Source organism: Pseudomonas sp. DW-iso3 (assembly GCF_058725305.1).
This window is the reverse complement of the sequence record NZ_JBZXDZ010000001.1, coordinates 22,077-47,326: the sequence shown is the minus strand read 5'-3', so window position 1 is coordinate 47,326 and position 25,250 is coordinate 22,077. Positions and strand designations below refer to the sequence as shown.

Here is a 25,250-nt window from a genome sequence, read left to right as displayed (position 1 = left end):
GAAGAGTGTTTCCCTGTGTGGCAAGGCCAGCTCAAACGGTTCCATCAAGTCGAATGCCACGAAAAATTTGAAAAGACTTGCACAGACCTCCGTGGCATCTATGCAAGGTCCTGCGCGAAATCACTCCACTACAAAATATTTATTCATAAAAATCAGTCAGTTATATAAAAAACAGTCTTGGCATAGCCAGTGCTAAAGGGGTTCCCGTCGACACCTTTTCGACTGCGTCTACACCAAGGAAACAATCATGAATATCCCTATTGAAGCTTTAGCGCACCTCGTTGGCAGCTCGCCTCAATTCATGCTTCACCTGACAGACGAACAGCAAAAAAAACTTCGGCGCTTCATTCATAAGCGCGTACTCAACCCGGAAGATGCGGATGATCTTCTGCAATTGACGTACCTGGAAGCCTGGCGCAACCGAGAGCGTTTCAGCGGCAATGCGACGCTCAGCACGTGGATGTGTGGTATCGCGCAAAACCTTATCCGTAACCACTTCAGGCGCATGTACGCCAAGCCGGTGCATTGCGAGTTTGACGAGTCGCTCTGGCATGGTCAGGAGGACAATCGCAACCTGGATTGGGAATTTGAGGTCAACCGCCGCCTGGAAAAAACCCTGAGCGCTATCGACCATCTGCCGGTGGAAATGCGCAAGACCCTGTACGCCTCACTGGAAACCGACGGCAGCTATCAGGACACAGCCGACGCGTTGGACATTCCTATCGGCACCGTGCGTTCACGCCTGTCACGGGCCCGCGAACAGCTCAAACGCGCCACGCACAACCCGAAACACCCGTAGCGTCAGTGCACGCGTTGAGCGGCAGGGATATCTGCTCAACGCGATCGAGTTTCGCGGGTACTCGGCAGGGCGAAGAGTGATCCACTCGTCGCCAGATTCGCTGATTTCGCTTAAACAGTTGAAAGCGTAGATAAAAATTCAAAATAAATGCTTGACGCATTGCCGTTCTACGCGAATAATGCGCGCCACTTGGCTACATAGCTCAGTTGGTTAGAGCATAGCATTCATAATGCTGGGGTCCGGGGTTCAAGTCCCTGTGTAGCCACCAAGTACCGATCCATAGACGTCTACAGCAGTCTATGAATCACCTCAAGAAGCCCGCCTCGTGCGGGCTTTCTTGTTTCTGGCGTTTCACAAGGCAACAGCCTGACAGCGCCATGTCCTGAACGTCCCTCCCCTGCGCGACACGCTCATCGGCCCGGAAATGCTCACCACAGGGCGACAGTTGGGTTAACCACGAGCACTGAAACTCCATTTCTGTATCCGTTCTGTGTGATTTCCGGTATCGACATCAGATAACGACTACATCCGAAGACATTTGCTTCCAAGCATGATCCCCATGGCTGAAATACAGCCACATTGCCCTGAACTGCCCTCAAGCGGAGGCTGCTTGGATATGAAACAAGGATGTCTTGTGACAAACAATTCAGAGGTGAATGTCGCACCGCCAACACCGCTGATCATTCCCGACATACAACTGCCATTCTCCAACCCGACACCGCGCTCTGATCACGATGTGTTGAGGGAGCGTGTGCTCGCCTGGGCGCAAAGATACGGCCTGATCGGTCGCCGAGGGGCACACCGGCTAAGTACCACTGCGCTGCTCGACCTGGGGATGGCGCTGTGCGGGCAGGCGCCCACGCAGCAAGCCGAAACCCTGGTGTGCTGGTATCTGTGGGCACTCATACTCGATGACCGAATCGATGATGGGCCCTGGGCAGAAAATGGCGTACTGGAGCGTTTCGTCACAGCGGTGCAGGCAATAACCGAGAACGACGGTGCCGATCCGCTGGATGAAATCGGCCGATTTGATGACCCCATGCTCAGTGTCCTGATTGATGATCTGTGGCCACGGACACGGAACTGGGGTAACGAGCGTTGGCGGCATAGACTTGTACAGAATTTGCTCAGACACCTGCGTGCGCAGGCGACACTGGTAAACATGCGCGAAACAGGAGCGGCACTCACACTGTCCGAATATCTGCCGTTGCGACGGGATTCGTTCGGTGCACTGTTCTTCTTTGATCTCATCGATGCGGCCGAAACGCTCGACCCCTACCAACACTCAGCCGATATCGAATGGTGGAGCAGGCTGCGGGAGCACGCTGCCGATATCATCACCTGGACAAACGATATCCACTCGATTGCCAAAGATGTGGTGTGTGGCGAGCGCTTCAACCTGGTGTCGATTCTCGCGGACAGCGCCGGCACCGACTGGCCTGCATCGATCGAAGCGGCCCATCAGATGGTGAACGCGGCTGTCTCGGCATTCACCGAGCTCGCCGCCAAGCACACCCGCCAACGACCATCCGCCGCCACCGACCCGGACCGACTGCGTCAGGTTGCCCGTGCGGCGGGCGACTGGCACAGGAGCGTGTCCCGGTATCACCTGCAGGCCAACGACCCGACGGGTCGGATCAACCAGCAGGTGGACCTGAACCTCACCCCGCCTACCCTGAAATCCCGGCAATTCGAAATCGACCCCTACCCCCTTTATGAGCGTTTGCGTACCACGCTGCCGATCGTCTACGACGAGCCCACGGATGTGTGGCTGGTCAGCCGGTATGCGGATGTCAAAGCAGCGCTGACCCATCCCGGAGCGAGCAGCAACAACTACAGCTGGCAGATCGGACCGTTGCTGGGGCACACCCTTGTCGCCATGGACGGCTGTGAGCATGCCCAGCATCGAGCGTTACTGAGCCCGTCGTTCCGCAGCAAGGCCCTCGAAGTACTCGAAGCATCGATCACTTCGGCGAGCATGGACCTGCTGGCGCAGATGCAGGGCCGTCACCGGGTGGACCTCATTGCCGACTTCACCTGCGCGTTGCCCGTGCGGGTGATGGCCCGTGCACTGGGTCTTCCGGCGCAGACCACTGAAGAGGTAGAGCAGCTGAAAAAGTGGTGTGCCATTGGCTTCGCCTACATGGGCAACTATCGACAGGATCCGACCCTGTTGACCGGTGGATTGTCCAACCGCGACCGTTTCTACGATTTCATTCAGCCACATATCGACGCCCGCCGCACGGTACCCACCGACGATTTGATCTCTCATCTTCTGGCGGCACGGATTGACGGTCAGCCATTGCCCGAGGCGTTCGTCAGGGCCTACTGCGCGATCCTGATGACGGCCGGCAGCGAGACCAGCCACGGTGCCTTGGCAAATCTCATTGTGAACCTGCTGGACGAGCCCGGCGTCAAGGAGGCGGTGATGGCCAATCCAGACTTGATGGACAATGCGCTCGCAGAAACCTTGCGACGCAATCGTCCCTTGCAGCTCGTTCTCAGGGAGGCCCGTGAATCGTTGGAGCTGCCGTCTGGAACCATTCCTTGCGGCGCGACCTTCGCCTGCCTGATCGGCTCGGCCAACCGTGATCCAGACCACTTCACCGATCCGGACACCTTCAATATGTCGCGCCCTCACCAGGAGACAAATCATTTTGCCTTCGGAGCGGGTCGGCATTTCTGCCTGGGATCGATACTGGCACGGATGGAGATCACGATCGGCGCCCGCCTGCTGCTACAGACCTTTCCAGGCGTGCGCTGGGCTCCAGGGTTCCAGCCCGCCGAACACGGCTTCCTCAACCGCTGCCCCGACCGGCTGGAGGTCGCACTGTGAACACCACTGGCCCAGCCGAGGAACCCGGCTACACCAACAGCTATCTCGGTGATCAGCAGGCCGGCCAACTAATGCGGCTGCGCACCCTGGAGCGTGCCTTTGACCCGTTGAGTCGAACAGTCTTTGGCCTGCTGCCTCTCCCGGAAAGGCCGACCATTCTTGACCTCGGCGCAGGCGCTGGATCATTCGCAAGCTGGCTGAGCACGCGATACTCCGACGCGACTGTCATCGCCACCGACATTGACCCCCGATTTCTCACCGACATACCCGGCATTCGGGTGATCACTCACAATGCCGCGACCGATGATTTTCCTGCGGCGTCTTTGGACGTGGTGCACGTTCGGGCCTTGTTGTGCCACCTTCCCGAACGCGAAGACATTCTGACCCGATTGGCCACCTGGATCCGTCCAGGCGGCTGGCTGGTAATCGAAGATGTGAGTCTGCAACCCAGCCTTGGAACAGCCAACCCGTTGTTCCGCAAAGTCGCCCAGGCCGGCGTCACGCTCCTGGAGCAGTCCATTGGATCCGACATGCTCTGGGCCGATACCCTTCCAGACCGGCTACGTGAACGGGGGCTTTCCAACATCGGCTATCGCACCCTGGAAGGCCGAATCGGCGACGACAGCCCGGCTGATGCCTTCTGGGCGACAACTACAGCACACGCCGGGCCGGCACTGCTCAAGCGCGGCCTACTCTCTCAGAACGACCTTGATGCCATGGTTAAACTGCGCGCCTCCCCGACGTTCACCGAGGCCGCTTTGACGTTTATCAGCGCCTGGGGACAAGTGCCCGAACGTGGGTAAGCGACCGCATCTGCACGAAAGAGGACACCCGATGAACGACAAAGTGATTTTAGTCGATGCACACGATATTCAGATCGGTGTGTGTGACAAACGCGACGCACACCTGGGAACGGGACGGCTGCATCGCGCCTTTTCGGTACACCTGATCGACAGCGCCGGGCGCCATCTGATTCAACGTCGCGCAGCAGGTAAAATGCTGTGGCCCGGTTTCTGGTCGAATGCTTGCTGCAGCCATCCGGCACCCGGCGAGACTGTTCCGGATGCGGCGTCACGCCGTCTGCGCGAAGAACTGGGGATCTCTGCCCCCTGCCGCTCGCTGTACAGTTTTGAATACCATGCGCACTTTGGTTCGATCGGGGCAGAACACGAACTTTGTCATGTATTGATTGCTCAATCTGACGCGGTGGTCTCCCCGACCACGGAGGAAGTCAGTGAGGTCGCGTGGCTGACCCGCGCGCAAGTATCAGCCCAACTTTCAGATCCGGCAGTCCCCTTCACACCCTGGTTTCGAATGCAGTGGTGCCGCCTGCTAGCGCAGCACCCCACATTCGATACCCCCGCATGTCAGGAATAAGTTCAGCGCCTTGCCAGGCTTGGTGTCCTCACACGCAGGTCTCCCAGGTCAATCGTCAGATCATTGCCCGGCCGGCTGCCCAACGTGTCGTTCAGGTTCATCCGCAAGGGCTTATCGGCGTCCAGACCATATTCAAGGTCTGCATTGACGCGCTTCTGGGTATGACTCAGGCCCGCACTGCTGGAAAAACTGAGATTCGTCATCGCGGGTATCGACATGCCATGGGACTGGGTGGCGGTATAGCTCAGACTCATGTGTTTGACCCGCAGATTGGTGCGATCGCTCAGTGCGCGCCTGATCAGCGGCTCAGAACTTTCACCGGCAAGGTGACTGCGCTCTATCGCTCGCAGGATCTCTGGTTTGAGCTCCATGCCAAGCGTCACCGAAGTGCCCTCGCCATGCTGCAACTGATCGAGCACCTGGGCAAATTGTGGGTCATCCCTCAACCACTGCTCGATCGCCGCTTTGTTGGCCGGCGCCACATCATCCAGCCAGGTATGACGGCCATCGTCCCTTAACCCCACGCGGGTGACAGAAGACTCCACTGACGCCAGTTGGCGAAGACCCTGTTTCACCAGGTCCTGCTGGACCATCAACCCATTCAATGACTGGCTGATGGCATGGTAAGCATCCGGCTTCGTCGCTATCGGCGGGTGCGTCGCGAGAAACCGTTGCACCGAGGCTAGCTGCTGATCCACCGTATTCCCCGACAGCTCGATCGCAGCCAGATCCTGCCTGAACGTCGGTGAGTAAAGCGACACACTGCGCTTCAGGTCATCAACCTGAGACTGAGTCACCGGTTGCGGATGCTTGAAAGAAAAACTGAAGGCCTGCGATTCGCCGCGATCAAACTTCACCATGACCGACAGTTCCGGCAATGCAAACACCGCCGCGCTGGGCCCACCGCTTTCGGCGCTGACCAACGCTAACGCATTGAGGGGCGCGATATTGGCCCCCACGCCCCCCTGCCGGAGGAACTGTGCGCTGGTTGCCGCATTGTGACGGGTGCCGGTTGCGGTGCGTGTGGCGGACTGACTCTTATCGGTATGGAAAAGATTGAGGTTTGCCACCCCGCCAACGCCAGCACGTATAACCGAGTCCAGCTCTGCGATGTCTTCCTGCGGGCTGTACATCAAGCGCAATTGCGCAAGTGCGTCCACATTGACGTCACCACTGACCTTCGAACTCTTACCTGCCGCATGCTCCTCCCCCAAAGCCAGCAGATCATAGACGCTACCTGTCTCACCGGTAAGGATCGACATCATCTTGCCAAAGTCCGCCTCTTTGACGTCGAAGGCGATGCTTGCCCCCTGGTTTTTTGCAACTGCGGCCGTCAGTTCCGCTGCAACCCTCAAGCCCGGCCCCACTGCGCCCGATCCTTTGCCTAAGGTCACGCCCGAGCCCACCGAACCCGCCAGTCGCCGCATGTCGTCCGAACTGATTTCAACCCGAGCGCCTTTGTCGGTACGGCTGATACTTACCCCATGGGTATGAGACTTGGAGACGCCCAGGAAAAACTCTACGGGGGCAATTGGCTTTATCCCCGTCACCATCAACCCCAGGCTTTTGCCTTGGGTTCGGCTCGGGGAAAGGGTCTGGCCACTGCTCAGTTGTTGTACTTGCTGCGTCATCGCGTCTTTGATGGAGGCATCCTTGGGCAACCCCAGGAGCCCCGAAAGATGCCAGTGAAGCGCAGAGCCGGGTGTGCCAAGGTCCTTGGCCAACAGCTTGAAGTTGCCATACAAGGATTCGGCCTGCGCATAACTGGCGATACCTTGGCTGGCCAATGTGTGCACGGGGCTGTCCTGGAACGCTTGCATGACATCCGCAAGAGACTTTTCCAAGCGTGCCAAGGCGCTTGGGCTATGGCCTGACGTAGCGTCGAGCGCCTGCACCAGGTCCGCCAATTGCTTGAGCGTGCTCGCATGATGGATCAGGTCGCCTTCGATCAATGCCGAGGGGTGATCGAGGTCCCGCTTGCCCCCGGGCTTGGCCGTGGGAAGCGTCACGCCCTGCCCCTCAAAGTTGGCCAACAACGCGGCGGTCGTTTTTTCCGACGAGGGAGAGGCTCTCTTGAACGCTTCATAGAGCTGATGCAGCGTCGAGCCAGGGTTGATTTCCGCCCTGTTCAATGTGGGCTTGGGGTCGAACGTTACACCGTGAGCGTCGCCCAAGCGGCGTGCGCTTGACTGGCTACTCTCCTCCACCTGCGTCAGCGCCTGGCGAATCTGCCCGGCCAGGGCCTGTCGCGGTCCTGGTTCGCTCAATGCGGTGAGCCGCAGATCCAAGTCAGCCGAAACCGGCCTGCTCTGCGCGAGAGGAGTGAGTTGCTGGTGCAGTCGCCGATCGTCAGCGTAGATGCCCTCCAACCCCTTGCGGCCATTGAAGTGCTGCTGAACACCTTTGGCTTTTTGGCTGAGAGCCTCCAGGGGATGAAAGTGTGCGCTGATCCCTTGAGAATATTGACGCTTGAGCGGCACCCCCTCACGGGTTTGCCCCATGACATTGCTGCCGACTGACAATGCCCCGCCGGGAAACTGCGCGCGCAGTTGCGTACTGGCCAACGTGTCGGCTAACGATGGCGCCGGGGTCGTCGATTGCATCGGGCCCCACTCCAGTGCTGAGGCGCTGGCATTATCCAGTCGGTAGAGCTGCTTGTTCCACCCCCCAATCAAGTGCTTATCAGCGTCCATCCGCAAGGACTCCAACGGTTGGCGACCCGGAAGTTCAACGCTGCTCCAGTGCTGCACGCCCGCGGTAGTACCCTGCCAGGCTTCGCGATTCAACCTGAACAGTTCTCCGCCCTGGGTATGTGCATAAAGATTGCCCACGTGATCCAGGGCCAGTGTTTTGATGTCAATCGCGGGTGACGCGTGTAACGGCTGGGCGTCCCCATCGTGATGGACCTGAAGCTGGTTGGTCTGGTCGACGGTGACAAAATTGCGGCCGTCAGCGACAGCGAATCCGGTAATGCGCCGCTGACTATCCCCTGCGAGCACTTCGTCAAGGGACACTTGCGGGCGCGGCGCAGGAAGAGCGGCCAAGTCATGGCTGGCACCCTCCATCAGCGGATCGCGCACTTGGCTGATGGCCACGGCCTTCAGTTGCCCTTCTTGCAGCACATAGGCACGACCATCCAACCCACGCTCCAGATGCTCGACACCGGGCTGAACGGTGTCTTGCCAACGTTGCGCCGCCGCGTCCCAGGTCAACAGGTTGCCCGCATCCAAGGCAACCTTGCCCCGCTGTCCCAGATCGACCGCCGCCGCCAGTGCGTGTTGGCTGGGCAGCGGCAGGCCTTTCTCGATGCCCTTGACCAGCACGTCGCTAAGGTTCCATTGCGGACGTAGGGTATTCGCGTCCCCCAGGGGCACGCTGTGCAATTGCTGACGTGCGTCGCGAACCTGAGCATTGAGTTGCCCCGCATCATCATGAAAGAAGCCTTCGACACTGACGGCTCCCTTCAACGCCCGCTCCAGCGATTCAAGCGGTTGACGGACCATCGGCAACTGTTGATCTCGCGCTATGCGCAGGTCTGCTTGGACCAATTCTCCGTCCGTGGTCGCGCCATACAGCGCGTTTCCCGACAACCCGATACGGGCGAGCTGCACGGGCGCTCCCAGCTCATCCACCGGCTGCACGGCCTGCACGCTCCCGCCCTGGACATGCACCAAAGAAGCATCCCGGGCCTGGTTCAGCTGCACCGTAGTGCGGCCATGCGCACTGCTGTCGGCAACGCCCTTGGGGGTCTTTAGCAACTGCCCCTCGTTCGTCAGGCCAATACGGCTGAATGCACGAGCGTCTGCGTCATGCATCCACGACAGTGTGAGGGGTTCAAAGCGAAACAGTCGATCGCCGTCCAGGCGAAATTGCTGGCCATCCACCGTCGTTTGAACCGCGCTGACGCTGCCCAGATGCGCGCGCCCCGGACTCTCGACAACGTCGCCGGTTGCATCCGGAAGGCTGCTTTTGAACACCGCCGCGACCGCCGGTGTGGAATGGATGTGAAACACATGCTGGCGCTCGTCCTTCATCCGCAACGTATGCGTACCTGCTGTCGAAGGACCATCAGCCACATAGTGTTTATTGGGCTGGTTGAGGTGGTGGGCGATATCACGGCCAGTCAGTGTCGTATCAGCCTGTACCTTGCCATCGTTGAGGGAAACATCGAACTGCATTGAGGTCGGGTGCAAGGGTTGATAGTGCAGCAACACTGGCGGAGACAGTTCCTGGCCCGGCCTCTTCAAGCGTTCCACCAGATCATTCTGTAACTTGAAAAGAGCTTTCAATTCCGTGCGCATGGCAATACTCCCAAACAAAATTCATCACAGCTGTCTAGTGGGCATCCGCTCTGTTTGGTTCCACCACGGGCCTTTCCACAACGGCGACTGCATGCGCACGAAAAAACCACTCAACTGTATTTTGACGCTCGCTTGACCCACTGTTAGTGTCCGGCTCCATCCCTACACGGAGTGCTTTCGATGAAACTGGATATCTTTCAAGTCGACGCTTTCAGTCAATCGGTCTTTGGCGGCAACCCGGCTGCGGTGTGCCCGCTGACCGAGTGGCTCAGCGATGAGCAACTGCAAAACATCGCAGCGGAAAACAACCTCTCCGAAACCGCCTATTTCGTACCCCGTGGCGAGTTCTACGAGTTGCGCTGGTTTACCCCGGAGGTCGAAGTGGACCTGTGCGGCCACGCCACACTTGCGGCGGCCTGGGTGTTGATTCACCTGCTGGGGGATGCGCCTGAAGTGTTGCGCTTTGCGACACGCAGTGGCGAACTGCGGGTCACGCGTAACGGTGACGAGTTGGCAATGGACTTCCCGGCCAAGCAACCCCAGCCTTGTGAGCCACCCGATGGAATGTTGAGCGCGCTGGGCATTGAACAGGCCGAAGTGTTCAGCACCGATGACTACATCGTGTTGCTGGAAGACGAAGCGCAAGTCGCCGCACTGAAACCGGATTTTGCCCACCTCAAGGGTTTGCCGAAACGCGGGATTGCAGTGACCGCCAAAAGCGCACGGTTCGATTTTATCTCCCGCTGGTTCGGGCCCAACGTGGGCGTGAATGAAGACCCGGTCACCGGCTCGGCCCATACGTCACTGGCGCCGTTCTGGGCCGAACGCTTGGGCAAGTCGAGCATGACAGCGGAGCAAGGCGGAACGCGCCGCGGCCAGCTGCGCTGCGAACTCAAGGGTGACCGCGTGATCATTTCCGGCCATGCCGTGCTCTACCTGCAAGGCACGATTTACCTGTAAAAAGCAGTGCCCCAAGGACAACAGATCATTCTCAAAATGAACGGAGTTCAGCGCGTGTTTTCGATTTCCCGCCGTCAACTGTCGGTGATTGCCGCAGCCCTTGCCCTGGCTGCATGCAACACCTCTGTCAACGAACCGCCACCGGCACCGGAGCTGGGTTCAGGCTATCGCACCGACCTCACCACCCAACAGGCCAAGCGTCATATGGCAGCGGCCGCCAACCCGCTGGCGGCCGAGGCCGGGCGCGAAATGCTGCGCAAGGGCGGTTCGGCGATCGATGCGGCGATTGCGATGCAGGCGGTGTTGACCCTGGTGGAGCCGCAGTCTTCCGGCATCGGCGGTGGCGCGTTCATCATGCTCTGGGACGGGAAAAAGGTGCACGCCTATGACGGCCGAGAAACCGCTCCGGCCGGGGCGACGCAGCAGTTGTTCCTGAGGGCTGACGGCAAGCCGATGGCATTTCCGGAAGCGCAGATCGGCGGACGCTCGGTCGGCACCCCTGGGGTATTGCGTGCGCTCGAAATGGCGCACAAGAAGACCGGTCATCTGCAATGGGCCGAGCTGTTCGAGCCGGCGATCCGGTTGGCGGAACAGGGTTTTGCCATTTCTCCACGCCTGCACAGCCTGATCGCGGCCGACCGCTATATCGCGCAATCGCCGGACATGGCGGCGTACTTCCTGAACGCCGATGGCACACCCAAAGCCACCGGTACCCTGTTGAAAAACCCGGCGCTGGCCGATGTGTTCAAACGCATCGCCAAGGAAGGGCCGGATGCGCTGTACCAAGGGCCGATTGCCGATGAGATCGCACGCAAGGTGCAGGGCCATCGCAACGCCGGCAGCCTGTCCCAGGCGGACCTCAAGGGCTATACCGCCAAGGAACGCACGCCGCTGTGCACCGATTACAAACAATGGAAAGTCTGCGGCATGCCGCCGCCATCCTCGGGCGGCGTCGCCATCGCACAAATCCTCGGCACCTTGCAGGCGCTGGAAGCCCGCGATCCTGCCCTGGCCATCGCAGCGATGCAACCGCTGAAAAGCCCGTCGCCCGCCGGCCTTGAGCCACCCCCCGAAGCCGTGCACCTGTTGGCCGAAGCCGGACGCCTGGCCTTTGCCGATCGTGGCCTCTACGTCGCCGACGCGGACTTCGTCCCGGTGCCGGTGGCGGGCCTTGTCGCACCGGATTACCTGGCAAAACGTGCCGCCCTGATCGGCGCGCGCAGCATGGGCATCGCCAAGCCGGGCGTGCCGGCGGGCATCCAGGTGGCCTACGCACCGGATCGCTCGCCGCTGCGCATTTCCACGTCGCAAGTGGTGGCGGTGGATGACCTCGGCGGCGCCGTGTCGATGACCACCACGGTGGAAGCGGCGTTTGGCGCCCATGTCATGGTCCAGGGCTTCCTGCTCAACAACCAGATGACCGACTTTTCGTTTATCCCCGAGGAAAACGGCCAGCCCGTGGCCAACCGTGTCGAGCCGGGTAAACGCCCGCGTTCGGCCATGGCGCCGACCCTGGTGTTCGACCGCAAGAGCGGCGAGTTACTGGCCACGGTCGGCTCCCCCGGTGGCTCACAAATCATCGAGTACGTGAGCAAGTCGCTGGTGGCGATGCTCGACTGGAAACTCGATCCGCAAGCCGCCATCAGCCTGCCCAACTTCGGCAGCCGCAATGGCGCGACCGAACTGGAAAGCGGCCTGTTCAGCCCCGCGCTGAAACAGGCCCTCAAGGACAAAGGCCATGCGCTGAGCGAGATCGATATGACCAGCGGCATCCAGGCCATCGTCCTCACCCGGGATGCCCAGGGCAAGGTGTCGCTGAGCGGCGGCGCCGACCCTCGGCGTGAAGGCGAAGCGGTCGGCGACTGATTAATCATTCAACGGAGAAACGCCCGTGCAGCAAGCAGATAACCTCGGCGCCATTCCCGGCATCGACCACGGTTTTTGTTCGATCGATGATCCGCTGCGCCCGGAAGCGGTGTTCATCTGCAAGCAAATGCACAGCGCCTCAGTGATTGAATGGCAAGCCGGCGCAGTGCCCAATACGGTGGAGGCAGATGGGGTATATACCGGCGAGCCTCACCCCATCGCGGTGATCACGGCCGATTGCCTGCCCATTCTCATCGCCGCCACAAACGGCGAGAAGGTAGCGGCCGTCCATGGCGGGTGGAAAGGCTTGCAAGGCGGGATTGTAGCTAACGCCGTGCAGCGTTTTGCTGATGAAGGCATTGCCGTCGACCAGTTGCGGGTGGCGATCGGACCGTCGATCAAGCCATGCTGCTATGAGGTGAGCGAGGGGTTTATCACACAGTTCCAGGCGGATCAGGGGCACTTGTGGTTGAACGGGCGAGCGCCGTGGAGCGCCGCGCAACCCGCGCCGTTGCTGCCACCTGAAATCGCACCACCCCACGCCAGGCATGCGGGAAGTGCGTGGTTTGATTTGAGTGGCTATGGGGTGATGTTGCTGCAAGCAGCCGGCATCCGGCGGGAGCAGATCGAGGTGAGTAAGGTGTGCACTTACTGCACCTCCCCCACCTTTGCCAGCTATCGCCGAAGGACGCATAACCCGGAGGAACAGAAGACGTTGATCTATTCGTGGATTGCTCGTCTCACCGACTGATCTTCAACCCCTTACGCCCCGCATGCCGCTCCAATGCCAGCTCGATCAACCGGCTCACCAGCTCGCTGTAGCTCATGCCCGCCGCCTGCCACAACTTGGGGTACATGCTGATGCGGGTGAAGCCGGGCAGTGAGTTGATTTCGTTGATCAGCACTTCACCGTCGTCGGTGAGGAACACGTCGACCCGTGCCAGACCGGAACAGCCCAGCACCTCGAACGCCTCGATGGCCAACCCGCGAATGCGCTCGCTGGCTTCCTGGCTGATATCGGCCGGCACCACCACCTGGGCAGCCTGGTCGTCAATGTACTTGCTGTCGTAGGAATAGAAACCGCTGCTCACCACGATCTCCCCACAACCACTGGCGATGGGGTTTTCATTGCCGAGCACGGCGCATTCGATTTCACGGCCTTTTACGGCGGATTCAACCAACACCTTTTCATCAAAACCCAGGGCCAGTTCGACGGCCGCGTGGTACTCGGCTTCATCGCCGACTTTACTCACGCCTACCGAGGAACCCTGGTTCGCGGGTTTGACGAACATCGGCAGGCCGAGCTTGTTCACCGCAGCCTCAAACGAAGTACGTGCCGCGTTGCTACGGGTCAGGGTGATGAACGGGGTGACCGCAATGCCAGCATCGCGCAGCAAGCGCTTGCTGATGTCCTTGTCCATGCACACGGCCGAGCCGAGCACGTCGGAGCCGACGAAAGGCAAGTCCGCCATGCGCAACAGGCCTTGCAGGCAACCGTCTTCGCCGAGGGTGCCGTGGACAATGGGGAAGATCACATCCACATGCTCAAGCAGGCCCGTGCCCGAAGTTTCCACCAGTTGCTGGTTGGCCTTGCCGGGCACGACCGCCAGTTCGCGGTTGGACTGGTTGAGGGCGATCAGGGCCGGGTTTTCCTGGTTGAGCAGGAAATTCGATGTGTCGTTGAGGTGCCAGTGGCCGGCCTTGTCGATGCCGATCAGCACCGGCTCGAAACGGGAGCGATCCAGCGCATCAACAATGTTGCGCGCCGACTGCAACGAGACTTCATGCTCGGCCGACCGGCCACCAAAAATAATACCTACCCGCACCTTGCTCATGACCCGGCCTCACTGTTGAAAGTAAGGCTTCTTACCACGTGTGGTCAGCGATTCGCTACCAGATGTGCACCGAACAACAGGTAGCAGCCCCCGGCAAAGCGGTCGAGCCATTTGCGTGAACGGCTGTAAAGGTCGGCCATGCGCTGACTGGAAAACACCAGGGCCACACACGAATACCAGCTGAACGACAAGGTGGCCATGGTGATTACCGCCAGGGTCAGCAGCATCGGCGAGGGAGACGGCGGCATGGTGGACGCGAAGATGGTGGCCACAAACAGCGCCGCCTTGGGGTTGGACAAGTTGCCCAGCAGGCCCAGCCGCCATGCGGAAAACAACGAGCGCCGTGCCTCAGCCGACAGCATGCCCTGGCCCATGGCCGGTGCCGAGCGCCTGAACAGCTTCAACCCGAGGTAGATCAAGTAGCAGCCACCCATGATCTTGAACGCCAGGTACAGCATCGGCGCAGCGGTAAACAAGGACTTGATCCCCAGGCCTCCGGCCAGTCCCCACAGGATGGTACCCGTCGCCACGCCGGCCGATGCCACCACGCCATGGCGGCGCGAACAACTGGCGGCCAATTGCGCCGTGTTGAAAAAGTTGGGGCCGGGCGTCACCACTGCCACCGTCCACAGCAGGGCCAGCGAAACCAGGGGCGCCAGGTAGGCGGGGTTGAAAAAATCCATGAGAGGCCGCTCCATCAGTGCAAGGCACGAACAGCAATCATAGGCCTCGCCCACACCCTGCACAATCGTACAAGACCTCGGCAGACAATCCGAGCCAGACTGGGTTAACGTACTTCCCTCTCTTTTTTGTGACACGCCACCATGGGCAAACCCACCGCCATCCTCGACTGGCTGCACCGCGCCCCACATGCCAGCGGCCTGGACCGTATCGAGGCCTATTTTGCCGGCTTCGCCTTCGACCCGCATCGCCATGACACCTACGCCATCGGGCGGACGCTGATGGGTGTGCAGAGTTTTCACTACCGCGGCCACATGGTCCACAGCCTGCCCGGCACCACCATGGTCCTGCACCCCGATGAGACCCACGACGGTCATGCGGGCAGCGACGAAGGGTTCAAGTACCGGATGATTTATGTCGAGCCGTCGCTGATCCAGCAGATTCTCGGCGGCAAGCCGTTGCCGTTCATCCCTAACGGTTTATCCACGGATCCGAGGCTGTTCCGCGCCAGCGAAGTGCTGCTGCAGAACCTCGAAAACCCCATCGACCCGTTGCAGGAACAGGACGCCCTGTTCGACCTGGCCCACGCGCTCAGCAACGTGTCGGGCGCCATCATCAGCCGCAAGACCTTCGACTATGTGGCCGCCGAGCGCGCGCGGGAATTTATCCACAGCGCCCTGGGCCGCAGCATCACCCTGGATGAAATGGCCAACCATGCCGGCCGCGACCGCTGGGCCTTGTCGCGGGATTTTCGCTTGCTGTTCGGCACCAGCCCCTACCGCTACCTGACCATGCGTCGGTTGGATCTGGTGCGCAGCCTGCTGGCCCAGGGCCAATCGTTGGTGGACGCGGCGATGACCGCCGGCTTTACCGACCAGAGCCACATGACCCGGCAGTTTCGCAGCACCTACGGCATGCCACCATCGCGCTGGGTAAAAATGTCAGACCGTTTCCAGGACAGGTGACCCGGCCGGGCGCTTGAGGCGCAGCGCCAACACCGCGCCTGCCAGAGCGAGAGTGCGAGGAAACAGTACTGGACGCCGAAGCGGTTCATGCGCTCACCCTCCGTCGCCGGGCGCAGTCGGACGATCTCGCTGGTCTATCCGCCGTCCCGGCAGTACTCACCGAAGTGGTGAGTTTCACGCCTGCGGCGTCAAGCTCGAAGCCTGGAGTTGACCTCCGATGGTCAAGAAATGCCCGCCTGCCACATGGTGCAACGTGCGCAGTTCATCATGCCCTTCGAAGTGCCACCGGCCGTCGCTGAATACGCGGTCGTCGGCATAGGCCGCGACGACTTCACCCAGGAAAAGATCGTAAGTCTGCTGGTTGTGAGGCTCGGGCAGCAGGCGGCATTCCAACCACGCCACGCAACCTTCCAGCAGCGGTGCTTCGGTGTGTTCTCCCTTGAACGTTTGCAAGCCGTAAGCGGCAAACTTGTCAATCTCGGAGCCGGTGGTGTTGCCGACCGTCTGCACAAGATCCGCCTGGGCCGCGCAAGGCACCTGGAGCACAAAGGTGCCGGCGCCTTCCAGCAATTGACGTGTCCAAGTGGCCTTGTCCAGCACCACGGCGACTTTCGGCGGTTCGAAATCCAGCGGCATGGCCCAAGCAGCCGCCATGATATTGCGCTGGCCGTTGTGCGCGGCGCTCACCAGCACGGTCGGGCCATGGTTGAGCAAACGGTAGGCTTTGGACAGCGGAACGGGGCGACGGTGGGTAGGGCTCATGGACGGTCGACTCTTTTATGCCAGAAAGCGCCTACGATACCCGAAGCCCCAGGCTCAACTCGACAGTTGGTTGGCGAACTGCCCCACCGCACTGACCACCTTTTGCGCGCCGTCCTGGATCTCCACGATCACCGTGCCCGCTTCGGCCGCCAGAGCCAGGCCTTGCTCGGCTTGCAGGCGTCCGTCGGTCATCAGGCTGACCGCATCGCGGGCCATGTCCTGGTTCTGACGGACCACGCCCACAATCTCCTCGGTCGCCTTGCTGGTACGCGAGGCCAGTTGCCGCACCTCATCGGCGACCACCGCAAAACCACGCCCCTGCTCGCCTGCACGCGCCGCTTCGATCGCGGCGTTGAGCGCCAGCAGGTTGGTCTGCTCGGCAATGCCGCTGATGGTATTGACGATGGTGCCGATCACCTGGGACTGGGCGTTCAGCGCTTCAATGCCTTCGCCAGCCTGTTGCATGTGCTTGGCCAGGTCGCGCATCACATCCACTGCCTGAGTCACGACGGTCGTACCGCGTTGGGCGCTGTTATCGGTTTGCAACGAAGTGCTGTAAGCCATGTTTGCCGCCTCGGCAACCGCCTGTTCCTGGTTGACCTGATCGGTGATCACCGTGGCGAACTTGACCACTTTGTACAGCCGGTCGGTGGCATCCATCACCGGGTTGTAGGTGGCTTCCAGCCAGACCACACGGCCATGGCTGTCCACGCGTTTGAAGCGCGCCGCGACGAACTCACCGGCGTTCAGACGTTTCCAGAAGTCCTGGTACTCGGTGCTGTTGTATTCCTCCGGCTCGCAGAACATGCGGTGATGTTTGCCCTGGATTTGCGCCAGGCTGTAGCCCATGCCACTGAGGAAGCGATCGTTCGCCGTCAGCACGTGGCCACCAAGGTCGAACTCGATCACCGCGGTGGAACGCACCAACGCGGTGATCAGGTTTTCATGCTCACGGGAAGCCTCGATGGTGCGAGTGAGGTCGCTGGAATAAATCGAGAAATGCTTGATGCGCCCATCGGAACTGCGCACTGGCTGCACAATCGAGCGCAGCCACACTTCCTGGCCATTGCCGCGCACCAAGCGCACGGTGCCGGCGAAATGTTCGCCGCGCACCAGTGCGTTCTTGAAGCGCAGCTGGAACTCGTCTTTGCGCACGTGGGCCGGCACCAAGTCTTCGATCGGACGCCCAAGCAGTTGGCCACTCTGGTAGACCAGTTCCTGCAGGAAGTTGGCATTGGCCCACTCCACCCGGCCTTCGGCGTCCAGCGTCAGGCACAGCATTTCACTTTCCAGGCTCTCCTTGACCTGATTCAAGCTGGACAACTCTTCGCGAAGAGCCGCCAGCTCCTGCTTCAAACGGGTGTTGAACATGGGGCACCGATGATCTAATGGGGGAGATGGATCTGACCTGCATCGGCGCTCCCGGTGTTTTCTGAAGAGGGCTTTAGCCCCATTCCCGAGTATATTTTTAGCTCCATCAGCTGCCATTGTTTCGGCACACGCCCATCACTTGATACTCAAGGGTATTGAGCTTGCCGCTGGAGTCTTCGTAGGTCATGCGCGACGGCACCGTGTTGCACGAGCGGATCGGTGCCGTGACGTTGACCACCTCGGCAATGTCCAGCTTCATGCCATAGCGATAGGCCTGGACTTCGGGTGCCGGCTTGCCCTTTTTGGCGGCGTAGTCGGCCATGGCCTTTTCATTACGCTCCATCATCAGCGCGAACGTACGATCGCCCCCGCCTTCAGCCAAGGCACCAAAAGACAAGACTGCCGTTAACACACCCAGGCCGATTGAATAAACGTTCATGCTTAGTTCCTCGATTGAAAGTTCAGTGTCGAGACTAACCAACTGACCCTGACGCAATCTTCACCAGAACATTACTTATTTGTTAGATAACGGTGAGTTTCCATAATTGTAATGTTCACGCCACGTCTTCGTTATCCAGGGTTTGCAACTATCAGCCCGGGCCAGATCAATAAGAACGCCCACTCCCATAAGAAGCTGAACACTGCCAGTCACCAGGAGCGAACCATGCGTATCCGTCACTACAGCCTTCACCTCTCACTGTGCGCCGCCTTGCCCTTCACGGCTGTGGCCGCGCAAGACCCACCCGAGGGGTTTATCGAAGGCAGCACCGTTAACGTGCTGGCACGTAATTTTTACTTCAATCGCGATGATCGCAAGGGCCAGTCCAGCCCCACCGGCAACGGCTATTCAGAAGCCTGGGCGCAGGGACTGATTGGACGATTCGAATCCGGCTTTACCCAAGGCACCGTGGGGTTCGGTCTGGACGCATTTGCCATGGTCGGCGTGAAACTCGACTCGGGCACCGGTCGCAGCGGTGGCAAAGGTTCGTTCGGCGTGTTGCCGGTGGACAGCAGCAACCACCCGGAAGACAACTACAGCAAAGTCGGGGGTGCCGCGAAATTGCGTGTGCTGGACACCGTGATCAAAGCCGGCGATGTATTCCCGCTGACCCCGGTCGTGGCCTACGGCGATTCGCGCGTCTTGCCCGAAAGCTTTCGTGGCGTCACCGCGCAAAACACCAGCCTGGAAGGCCTGAGCTTGCAGGGCGGACGCTTGACCGGCATGAGCCAGCCTGCGCAAAGCGGCATGGACAAGGGGTTTGCCACCTTCTACGCAGGCCCGGTCGACTCGCCCTGGATCGGCTATTTCGGCGGTGACTACACCGTCAACAAAAACCTTAGCTTCAGCCTCTACAGCAGTCGCTTGAAAGACGCCTGGGACCAGTACTATGTCGGCAGCGCCGCCCGTTATCCACTCAATGACGAGGTCTCGCTGTTCGGCGACTTCAACTACTACAAGGCGGTGGACGAAGGTAAGAAGCGGCTGGGGGCATTCGACAACAACATCTGGAGCGCCAGGCTCGGCGTGAAAGTCGGCGCCCACAGTCTGGCTGTCTCGCACCAGCGCAACAACGGCGATGACGACTTCGATTACCTGCGCCAGTCGGACTCGATCTTCCTCAACAACTCGATCCAGTACAGCGACTTCAACTCGCCCAAGGAGCGCTCATGGATGGTGCGCTACGACCTCGACATGCAGGCCTTCGGCATTCCCGGCCTGTCATTCATGACCCGCTACGGCAGAGGCTCCGGCGCTGACTACAGCAACGCCAACGCGGTGTACATGCGCCGTGATGGGGCCGGCAATCCGCTTACCGATCAGCGCCGCTGGGAACGGGATATCGAAGCCCGCTATGTGGTGCAGGCGGGCCGTTTGAAAGATTTGTCGTTGCGACTGCGCCAGGCGACGGTGCGCTCAAGTGCATTTGAGTCGGACTTGGAAGAAGTTCGGGTGATTGTCGAATATCCAATTGCGGTGCTGTGAGGCAGGCCAATTACATTCACTTTCTAATGCGCTACATCTGTTCACAAGTTGAAATCTGACAGAACTGTAATATCGGCCTCACCTTCTCGTTAAGTTGCACTTTTTACACTGCACATCGAACACACCTCATCTCTGCGGCTTTTGTGTAGCTCCTTTGGAACAGAGATGAACTTTTACGCCCCGGTTGGGGCGTTTTTTTTGAGTGCAGACTTGAGTGACGAATCGTCGCACTTGCCTGAGGCGGCTTGACCCTAAAGCTACTTCACGGTTCAGAATTTTCCTACGCTCAATTCAGCCTCGCTATGGGGCCATGCCCCTGTCGTTTTCTTTGAAGGTAATTCCCCATGCGTATCCTTGTGGTTGAGGACGAACAGAAAACCGCCGACTACCTGCAGCAAGGCCTGACCGAAAGCGGTTATGTCGTCGATTGCGCCGCCAGCGGCATTGATGGCCTGCACCTTGCCAGGCAACACAGCTACGAATTGGTGATCCTGGATGTCAACTTGCCCAACACCGACGGCTGGGAAGTGCTGGAGCAACTGCGCCGCGACGGTAACCAGCGCGTGATGATGCTCACCGCGCGTGGGCGGCTGGCCGACAAGATCAAGGGCCTGGACATGGGCGCCGATGATTATCTGGTCAAGCCCTTCGAGTTCCCCGAGCTGCTGGCCCGTGTGCGCACGTTGTTGCGACGCAGCGAGCACATCCCGCTGCCGGATGTGCTGCGCGTCTCGGACCTGGAACTGGACCCACGCCGGCATCGCGCCTATCGCGGCAACCGTCGGATCGACCTGACGACCAAAGAATTTGCCTTGCTGCACGTGCTGATGCGCCAGGCCGGCGAGGTGATGACCCGCACGCAGATCATCTCGCTGGTGTGGGACATGAACTTCGACTGCGACACCAATGTGGTGGAAGTCTCCATCAGCCGCCTGCGCGCCAAGGTCGATGATCAGAGTGAGGTGAAGCTGATCCACACGATTCGCGGCGTGGGTTACGTGCTGGAGGCGCGCCCATGAAGACCAGTAGCCTGTCGATGCGCCTGGGGCTGACGGTCAGCCTGATGGGCGCCGGGTTGGTTGTGCTGCTGGCGAGCCTGGCGTACCTGGCCCTGACCCACGAACTGGACAAGCTGGCACGCAAGGGCCTGGAAAACAAAATGGAGCAACTGGCCCATACCCTCGGCCAGGGCCTCGATGAACACCGCATCACTAACCGCCCGCACTCACTGCTGGACCTGGTGATGGGCCACGACAATATCTACCTGACCATCATCGGCGCACGCTCCGATGCGCCGGTACTGCTGAGCGTCGGCGCCAAGCCCCAGCAACCGCTGTTGCTCGACGTGCCCACCGGTAAAAACCTGGCTTATTTGAACTGGGTCGACGGCCAGGGCAATCGTATCCTCAGTGCGACGCGCCTGATGCCGTTGCAAGGCGGCGAGTACGTACGCGTGCTGCTATCCCTGGACCGCTCTGATGATGAAGCGCTGCTCAGTGCCTACCTGCGTTCCACGGTGATCGCCCTGCCGATGCTGCTGATCCTGATCGGCATGGGCGCCTGGTGGCTGGTGCAACGCGGGCTTGCACCGCTGCAGCAGTTCAGCCGCGTGGCAGCCAAAGTCAGCACCCAGGACTTGACCCACCGGCTGTCCCTGGACAACCTGCCCAAAGAGCTGGGCGAACTGGCCCAGGGCATCAACTTCATGCTGCACCGCCTGGACGCCGGGGTGCAGCAACTGACGCAGTTCTCCGACGACCTCGCCCATGAACTGCGCGCTCCCTTGACCAACCTGATGGGCAAGGCCCAGGTGACTTTATCCCGCGAGCGGCCCTCGGACGAATACAAGGCCAGCCTGGAGTCCTGCACCGAGGAAATGGAACGCCTGTCGCGCATGGTGTCCGACATGCTGTTCCTGGCCCAGGTCAGCCACCCGGCGGCGCGGGCCGGATTTGCACCGGTGTCGCTGGAGCAGGAAGCGCTGCGGGTGATGGAGTTGTTCGCCCTCAGCGCCGAGGACAAAAACGTCAGCCTGACCCTGCGCGGCGACGCCTGGGTAACGGGAGATCGCCTGATGATTCAGCGCGCCATTTCCAATCTGCTGTCCAACGCCATTCGCCACACCCCTCGCGACGCCAGCGTCTTGCTGCTGGTGGAAAGCTATGAGCAGAGCGTGTCGCTGTCGGTGGGCAACCCGGGGCGCGGCATCGAAGCCCATCACCTGCCGCATCTTTTCGAGCGTTTCTACCGCGCCGACAACAGCCGCGCCCGTGCTGAAGGCGGCACCGGCCTTGGGCTGGCGATTGTGCAGTCGATCATGCACCTGCATCAGGGGCACGCCGACGTCAGCAGCCAGCCGGGCCGTTTCACGCGGTTCAGCCTGGTGTTTCCTCGTCCTTGCGATGCGCCCACTGATACAGCGCCGGCAGCACCAGCAAGGTTAGCAACGTAGAAGAAATAATCCCGCCGATCACCACCGTCGCCAACGGCCGCTGCACTTCGGCGCCGGTGCCGGTGGCCAGCGCCATGGGGATAAACCCGAGGGAAGCCACCAATGCCGTCATCAACACCGGGCGCAACCGGGTCAACGCGCCTTCGTTGATCGCCATCGACAATGAGCGCCCTTCCTCGCGCAGGTTACGGATGAACGCAATCATCACCAGGCCGTTCAACACCGCCACGCCGGACAAGGCAATAAAGCCCACTCCTGCCGAAATCGACAGCGGAATATCCCGCAGCCACAGCGCCATGATCCCACCGGTCAAGGCGAACGGAATCCCGGTGAATACCAGCAGGCCGTCCTTGAGGTTGTTGAACATCATGAACAGCAAACCAAACACCAGCAGCAACGCCACCGGCACCACGATGCGCAACCGCTCGGATGCTTCCTTCAACTGTTCGAATTGGCCGCCCCAGGTGGTCCAGTAGCCCGCCGGCACCTTGACCTGAGCGAGAATCGCCGCCTCAGCCTCTTCCACGAACGAGCCGATATCGCGTCCGCGCACGTTGGCACTGACGATCACCAAACGCTTGCCGTTCTCACGACTGATCTGGTTCGGGCCAAGCACCAGGTCCAGGCTCGCTACCTGGGACAACGCAATGAAACCCAACTGTCCAGACGCATTACCCGGTACCGGAATCAACAACCGCGACAACCCGTCGATATCGGTGCGCAGCGCGTCAGACAAGCGCACGACCATGTCGAAACGCCGGTCACCTTCGTAGAGCGTGCCCGCCTGGCGCCCCCCGACAGCGACGGCAAGGGTGTCCTGCACATCGCCCACATTCAGGCCAAAACGCGCGGCTTTGTCGCGGTCGATATTGATGGTCAGCACCGGCAGGCCGGAGGTCTGTTCAACCTTGACTTCCGAGGCGCCACCGAGCTTTTGCAGGGTCTCGGCAATTTCCCCGGCGGTCTTGTTCAGCACGTCCATGTCATCGCCAAACACCTTCACCGCCACATCGCTGCGCACACCGGAGATCAACTCGTTGAAACGCAGCTGGATCGGCTGCGATAACTCGTACGCGCTGCCCGGCACAATCGCACTGGCGCGCTGGATGTCGGCGATCAGGGTTTCGCGGGACTTTCGCGGGTCCGGCCATTGGTCCTTGGGCTTGAGCATCACGTAGCTGTCGGAAATGTTCGGTGGCATCGGGTCGGAGGCAATTTCCGCAGTTCCGGTGCGCGCAAATACCCGCTCGATTTCCGGCACCTGGGCCATCAAGGTTTTTTCCAGCTGCTGTTGCATCTGCACCGATTGCGTCAGGCTGGTGCCGGGCACGCGCAAGGCCTGCTGGGCGAAATCGCCTTCGCTGAGGCTGGGGATAAATTCGCTGCCCATGCGGCTGGCAACAACGCCCGAGGCGACGATGGTCAACACGGCCAAGCCGAACACCCACGGACGACGCGCCATCACCCAGTCCAGCACCGGTGCATAGACCCGACGCGCGCTGCGCATGACAAGGTTTTCTTCTTCCTTGACCTTGCCGGTGACGAACAGCGCAATCGCCGCCGGCACGAAGGTCACCGATAGAATCATCGCGCCCAACAGGGCAATCACCACGGTAAACGCCATAGGGTGGAACATCTTCCCGGCCACCCCGGTGAGGGCGAAGATCGGCAGGTACACCACCATGATGATCAGTTGCCCGAAGATCAGCGCCCGTCGTGCTTCCTTGGCGGCGGCAAACACTTCGTGCAGGCGCTCGCTGCGAGTCAGCAGTCGGCCATGGCGGTGCTGTGCGTGGGCCAGCCGGCGGATGGCGTTCTCGACAATCACCACCGCGCCGTCGACGATGATGCCGAAATCCAGCGCGCCAAGGCTCATCAAATTGGCGCTGACTTTATTGGTAAACATGCCGGTAAAGGTGAACAGCATCGCGAGGGGAATCACCATCGCGGTGATCAGCGCGGCGCGGATATTGCCCAAAAACAGGAACAACACTGCCACCACTAAAAGAGCGCCTTCGAAGAGGTTTTTCTTCACGGTGCTAATGGCTTTTTCGACCAGGTTGGTGCGGTCGTAGACGGTGACGGCGACCACCCCCTCGGGCAGCGAACGGTTGATCGCTTCAAGCTTTTTCGCCACGGCCTGGGACACGCTCCGGCTGTTTTCGCCGATCAACATGAACACGGTGCCCAGCACCACTTCGCGGCCATTTTCCGTGGCGGCACCGGTACGCAGTTCACGGCCGATCTCGACCTGGGCGACATTGCGCACGCGAATCGGCGTGCCATCCGAACTGGTAATGACGATATTGGCGATGTCCTCGATAGACGCCAATTGCCCCGGCGCGCGGATCAGCAGTTGCTCGCCGCTACGCTCGATGTACCCGGCGCCGACGTTGGCGTTGTTGCGCTCCAGCGCGGTGACCAGGTCATTCAAGGTCAGGTTGTAGGCGGCCAGACGCTTGGGGTCGGGCGCAATCTGGTACTCCTTGGCGAAGCCGCCAATGGTGTTGATCTCGGCCACGCCCGGCACGTTGCGCAGTTGCGGCTTGATGATCCAGTCCTGGATGACGCGCAGGTCAGTCGGCGTGTAAGGCGTGCCGTCGTCCTTGCGCGCGCCCTCCTTGGCCTCAACGGTCCATAGGAAAATTTCCCCAAGCCCGGTGGAAATTGGCCCCATCGCCGTTTCGATCCCCAAGGGCAATTGCTCACGAGCGACTTGCAAGCGCTCATTGACCAACTGGCGAGCGAAGAACAGGTCGGTGCCGTCCTTGAAGATCACCGTGACCTGGGACAACCCGGAACGTGACAGCGAACGGGTCTGCTGCAAACCCGGCAAACCGGCCATGGCGGTTTCGATGGGAAAGGTGATGCGCTGTTCGGTTTCCAGCGGCGAAAACCCGGCCGCCGCCGAGTTGATCTGCACCTGCACGTTGGTGATGTCGGGCACGGCGTCGATGGGCAATTTCTGATAGCTGGCGATGCCGACACCGGCCATCAACAGCACCGCCAGCAGCACGATGATGCGCTGCTCGATGGCAAATTGGATAAGGCGCTCAAACAT

At 60.4% G+C, this 25,250-nt stretch carries 18 protein-coding genes and 1 tRNA gene; 12 read left to right on the top strand and 7 right to left on the bottom strand.

The window, feature by feature from the left end; all coding sequences use genetic code 11:
- Window positions 1–247 precede the first annotated feature (247 nt).
- The 5 genes from AC4PS7_RS00185 (at window position 248) to idi (ending at window position 5,012) form a co-directional block, all read left to right on the top strand.
- Window positions 248–799, top strand: coding sequence for an RNA polymerase sigma factor (locus AC4PS7_RS00185; protein WP_010213349.1), 552 nt, complete (start codon window positions 248–250; stop codon window positions 797–799).
- Between the two features lie 191 nt (window positions 800–990).
- Window positions 991–1,067, top strand: a tRNA-Met gene (locus AC4PS7_RS00180).
- 348 nt (window positions 1,068–1,415) lie between these two features.
- Window positions 1,416–3,635 (top strand): cytochrome P450, encoded by a 2,220-nt coding sequence (locus AC4PS7_RS00175; RefSeq protein ID WP_492179210.1) that lies wholly within the window; start codon window positions 1,416–1,418, stop codon window positions 3,633–3,635.
- Window positions 3,632–4,438, top strand: coding sequence for a class I SAM-dependent methyltransferase (locus AC4PS7_RS00170; RefSeq protein ID WP_154847667.1), 807 nt, complete (start codon window positions 3,632–3,634; stop codon window positions 4,436–4,438). Before AC4PS7_RS00175 ends, AC4PS7_RS00170 begins: the two co-directional genes overlap by 4 nt.
- 31 nt (window positions 4,439–4,469) lie before the next feature.
- Entirely contained in the window at window positions 4,470–5,012 is a 543-nt protein-coding gene (gene idi / locus AC4PS7_RS00165) for an isopentenyl-diphosphate Delta-isomerase (RefSeq protein WP_021491948.1), read from the top strand.
- Between the two features lie 2 nt (window positions 5,013–5,014).
- Here the strand turns inward: idi and AC4PS7_RS00160 are convergent, their stop codons facing one another.
- A complete protein-coding gene (locus AC4PS7_RS00160; protein ID WP_305375494.1) occupies window positions 5,015–9,313 on the bottom strand; it encodes an AvrE-family type 3 secretion system effector in 4,299 nt (1,432 codons plus the stop codon).
- 180 nt (window positions 9,314–9,493) lie between these two features.
- On the opposite strand from AC4PS7_RS00160, the gene AC4PS7_RS00155 reads away from it, so the two are divergent.
- Genes AC4PS7_RS00155 through pgeF form a run of 3 tightly spaced genes read left to right on the top strand, consistent with a single transcriptional unit; the run spans window position 9,494 to window position 12,890 of the window.
- A complete protein-coding gene (locus AC4PS7_RS00155) occupies window positions 9,494–10,273 on the top strand; it encodes a PhzF family phenazine biosynthesis protein (RefSeq protein ID WP_010213357.1) in 780 nt (259 codons plus the stop codon).
- A 36-nt stretch (window positions 10,274–10,309) separates the two neighbouring features.
- On the top strand, window positions 10,310–12,139 hold the full coding sequence (gene ggt, locus AC4PS7_RS00150) for a gamma-glutamyltransferase (protein WP_492179022.1): 1,830 nt from the start codon (window positions 10,310–10,312) through the stop codon (window positions 12,137–12,139).
- A 25-nt stretch (window positions 12,140–12,164) separates the two neighbouring features.
- Window positions 12,165–12,890: a peptidoglycan editing factor PgeF gene (pgeF, locus tag AC4PS7_RS00145; protein WP_042571033.1), complete on the top strand. Its 726-nt coding sequence runs from the start codon at window positions 12,165–12,167 to the stop codon at window positions 12,888–12,890.
- On the opposite strand, the gene ddlA is transcribed toward pgeF, so the two are convergent.
- Complete coding sequence (gene ddlA / locus AC4PS7_RS00140) at window positions 12,880–13,974, bottom strand: D-alanine--D-alanine ligase (protein WP_044286601.1); 1,095 nt, start codon at window positions 13,972–13,974, stop codon at window positions 12,880–12,882. The genes pgeF and ddlA overlap by 11 nt on opposite strands.
- Before the next feature lie 44 nt (window positions 13,975–14,018).
- Window positions 14,019–14,657: a LysE family transporter gene (locus AC4PS7_RS00135; protein WP_021491953.1), complete on the bottom strand. Its 639-nt coding sequence runs from the start codon at window positions 14,655–14,657 to the stop codon at window positions 14,019–14,021.
- A gap of 141 nt (window positions 14,658–14,798) precedes the next feature.
- On the opposite strand from AC4PS7_RS00135, the gene AC4PS7_RS00130 reads away from it, so the two are divergent.
- Entirely contained in the window at window positions 14,799–15,620 is an 822-nt protein-coding gene (locus AC4PS7_RS00130; protein WP_021491954.1) for an AraC family transcriptional regulator, read from the top strand.
- 174 nt (window positions 15,621–15,794) lie between these two features.
- Here AC4PS7_RS00130 and AC4PS7_RS00125 read toward each other — a convergent pair whose 3' ends face one another.
- The 3 genes from AC4PS7_RS00125 to AC4PS7_RS00115 all read right to left on the bottom strand — a co-directional run bounded on the left by AC4PS7_RS00125 (window position 15,795) and on the right by AC4PS7_RS00115 (window position 18,192).
- Complete coding sequence (locus AC4PS7_RS00125) at window positions 15,795–16,382, bottom strand: flavin reductase family protein (RefSeq protein ID WP_492179021.1); 588 nt, start codon at window positions 16,380–16,382, stop codon at window positions 15,795–15,797.
- Between the two features lie 54 nt (window positions 16,383–16,436).
- Entirely contained in the window at window positions 16,437–17,753 is a 1,317-nt protein-coding gene (locus tag AC4PS7_RS00120; protein WP_042571030.1) for a methyl-accepting chemotaxis protein, read from the bottom strand.
- Window positions 17,754–17,859: 106 nt separating this feature from the next.
- A complete protein-coding gene (locus AC4PS7_RS00115) occupies window positions 17,860–18,192 on the bottom strand; it encodes a DUF2790 domain-containing protein (RefSeq protein WP_044286599.1) in 333 nt (110 codons plus the stop codon).
- Between the two features lie 225 nt (window positions 18,193–18,417).
- Here AC4PS7_RS00115 and AC4PS7_RS00110 point away from each other — a divergent pair, with 225 nt between their 5' ends.
- The 3 genes from AC4PS7_RS00110 (at window position 18,418) to AC4PS7_RS00100 (ending at window position 22,189) form a co-directional block, all read left to right on the top strand.
- The gene (locus AC4PS7_RS00110) at window positions 18,418–19,737 is read left to right on the top strand and encodes an OprD family porin (RefSeq protein ID WP_492179020.1); all 1,320 of its coding nucleotides are present in this window, start codon (window positions 18,418–18,420) and stop codon (window positions 19,735–19,737) included.
- A gap of 344 nt (window positions 19,738–20,081) precedes the next feature.
- Window positions 20,082–20,756, top strand: a complete 675-nt coding sequence (locus tag AC4PS7_RS00105; RefSeq protein ID WP_010213373.1) for a heavy metal response regulator transcription factor — start codon at window positions 20,082–20,084, stop codon at window positions 20,754–20,756.
- Complete coding sequence (locus AC4PS7_RS00100) at window positions 20,753–22,189, top strand: heavy metal sensor histidine kinase (protein ID WP_492179019.1); 1,437 nt, start codon at window positions 20,753–20,755, stop codon at window positions 22,187–22,189. The genes AC4PS7_RS00105 and AC4PS7_RS00100 overlap by 4 nt, the downstream gene beginning before the upstream one ends.
- Here the strand turns inward: AC4PS7_RS00100 and AC4PS7_RS00095 are convergent.
- Entirely contained in the window at window positions 22,113–25,250 is a 3,138-nt protein-coding gene (locus AC4PS7_RS00095) for a CusA/CzcA family heavy metal efflux RND transporter (RefSeq protein ID WP_010213376.1), read from the bottom strand. The two genes, AC4PS7_RS00100 and AC4PS7_RS00095, sit on opposite strands and share 77 nt — an antisense overlap.

What these genes read in the sequence shown, in the direction of transcription:
- AC4PS7_RS00110 (WP_492179020.1), top strand. Translation starts at nt 18,418, where the DNA reads ATGCGTATCCGTCACTACAGCCTTCACCTCTCACTGTGCGCCGCCTTG.
- AC4PS7_RS00175 (WP_492179210.1), top strand. Translation starts at nt 1,416, where the DNA reads ATGAAACAAGGATGTCTTGTGACAAACAATTCAGAGGTGAATGTCGCA.
- AC4PS7_RS00115 (WP_044286599.1), bottom strand. Translation starts at nt 18,192, where the DNA reads ATGAACGTTTATTCAATCGGCCTGGGTGTGTTAACGGCAGTCTTGTCT.
- idi (WP_021491948.1), top strand. Translation starts at nt 4,470, where the DNA reads ATGAACGACAAAGTGATTTTAGTCGATGCACACGATATTCAGATCGGT.
- AC4PS7_RS00100 (WP_492179019.1), top strand. Translation starts at nt 20,753, where the DNA reads ATGAAGACCAGTAGCCTGTCGATGCGCCTGGGGCTGACGGTCAGCCTG.
- AC4PS7_RS00135 (WP_021491953.1), bottom strand. Translation starts at nt 14,657, where the DNA reads ATGGATTTTTTCAACCCCGCCTACCTGGCGCCCCTGGTTTCGCTGGCC.
- ggt (WP_492179022.1), top strand. Translation starts at nt 10,310, where the DNA reads ATGAACGGAGTTCAGCGCGTGTTTTCGATTTCCCGCCGTCAACTGTCG.
- AC4PS7_RS00120 (WP_042571030.1), bottom strand. Translation starts at nt 17,753, where the DNA reads ATGTTCAACACCCGTTTGAAGCAGGAGCTGGCGGCTCTTCGCGAAGAG.
- AC4PS7_RS00160 (WP_305375494.1), bottom strand. Translation starts at nt 9,313, where the DNA reads ATGCGCACGGAATTGAAAGCTCTTTTCAAGTTACAGAATGATCTGGTG.
- ddlA (WP_044286601.1), bottom strand. Translation starts at nt 13,974, where the DNA reads ATGAGCAAGGTGCGGGTAGGTATTATTTTTGGTGGCCGGTCGGCCGAG.
- AC4PS7_RS00130 (WP_021491954.1), top strand. Translation starts at nt 14,799, where the DNA reads ATGGGCAAACCCACCGCCATCCTCGACTGGCTGCACCGCGCCCCACAT.
- AC4PS7_RS00095 (WP_010213376.1), bottom strand. Translation starts at nt 25,250, where the DNA reads ATGTTTGAGCGCCTTATCCAATTTGCCATCGAGCAGCGCATCATCGTG.
- AC4PS7_RS00155 (WP_010213357.1), top strand. Translation starts at nt 9,494, where the DNA reads ATGAAACTGGATATCTTTCAAGTCGACGCTTTCAGTCAATCGGTCTTT.
- AC4PS7_RS00185 (WP_010213349.1), top strand. Translation starts at nt 248, where the DNA reads ATGAATATCCCTATTGAAGCTTTAGCGCACCTCGTTGGCAGCTCGCCT.
- AC4PS7_RS00105 (WP_010213373.1), top strand. Translation starts at nt 20,082, where the DNA reads ATGCGTATCCTTGTGGTTGAGGACGAACAGAAAACCGCCGACTACCTG.
- AC4PS7_RS00125 (WP_492179021.1), bottom strand. Translation starts at nt 16,382, where the DNA reads ATGAGCCCTACCCACCGTCGCCCCGTTCCGCTGTCCAAAGCCTACCGT.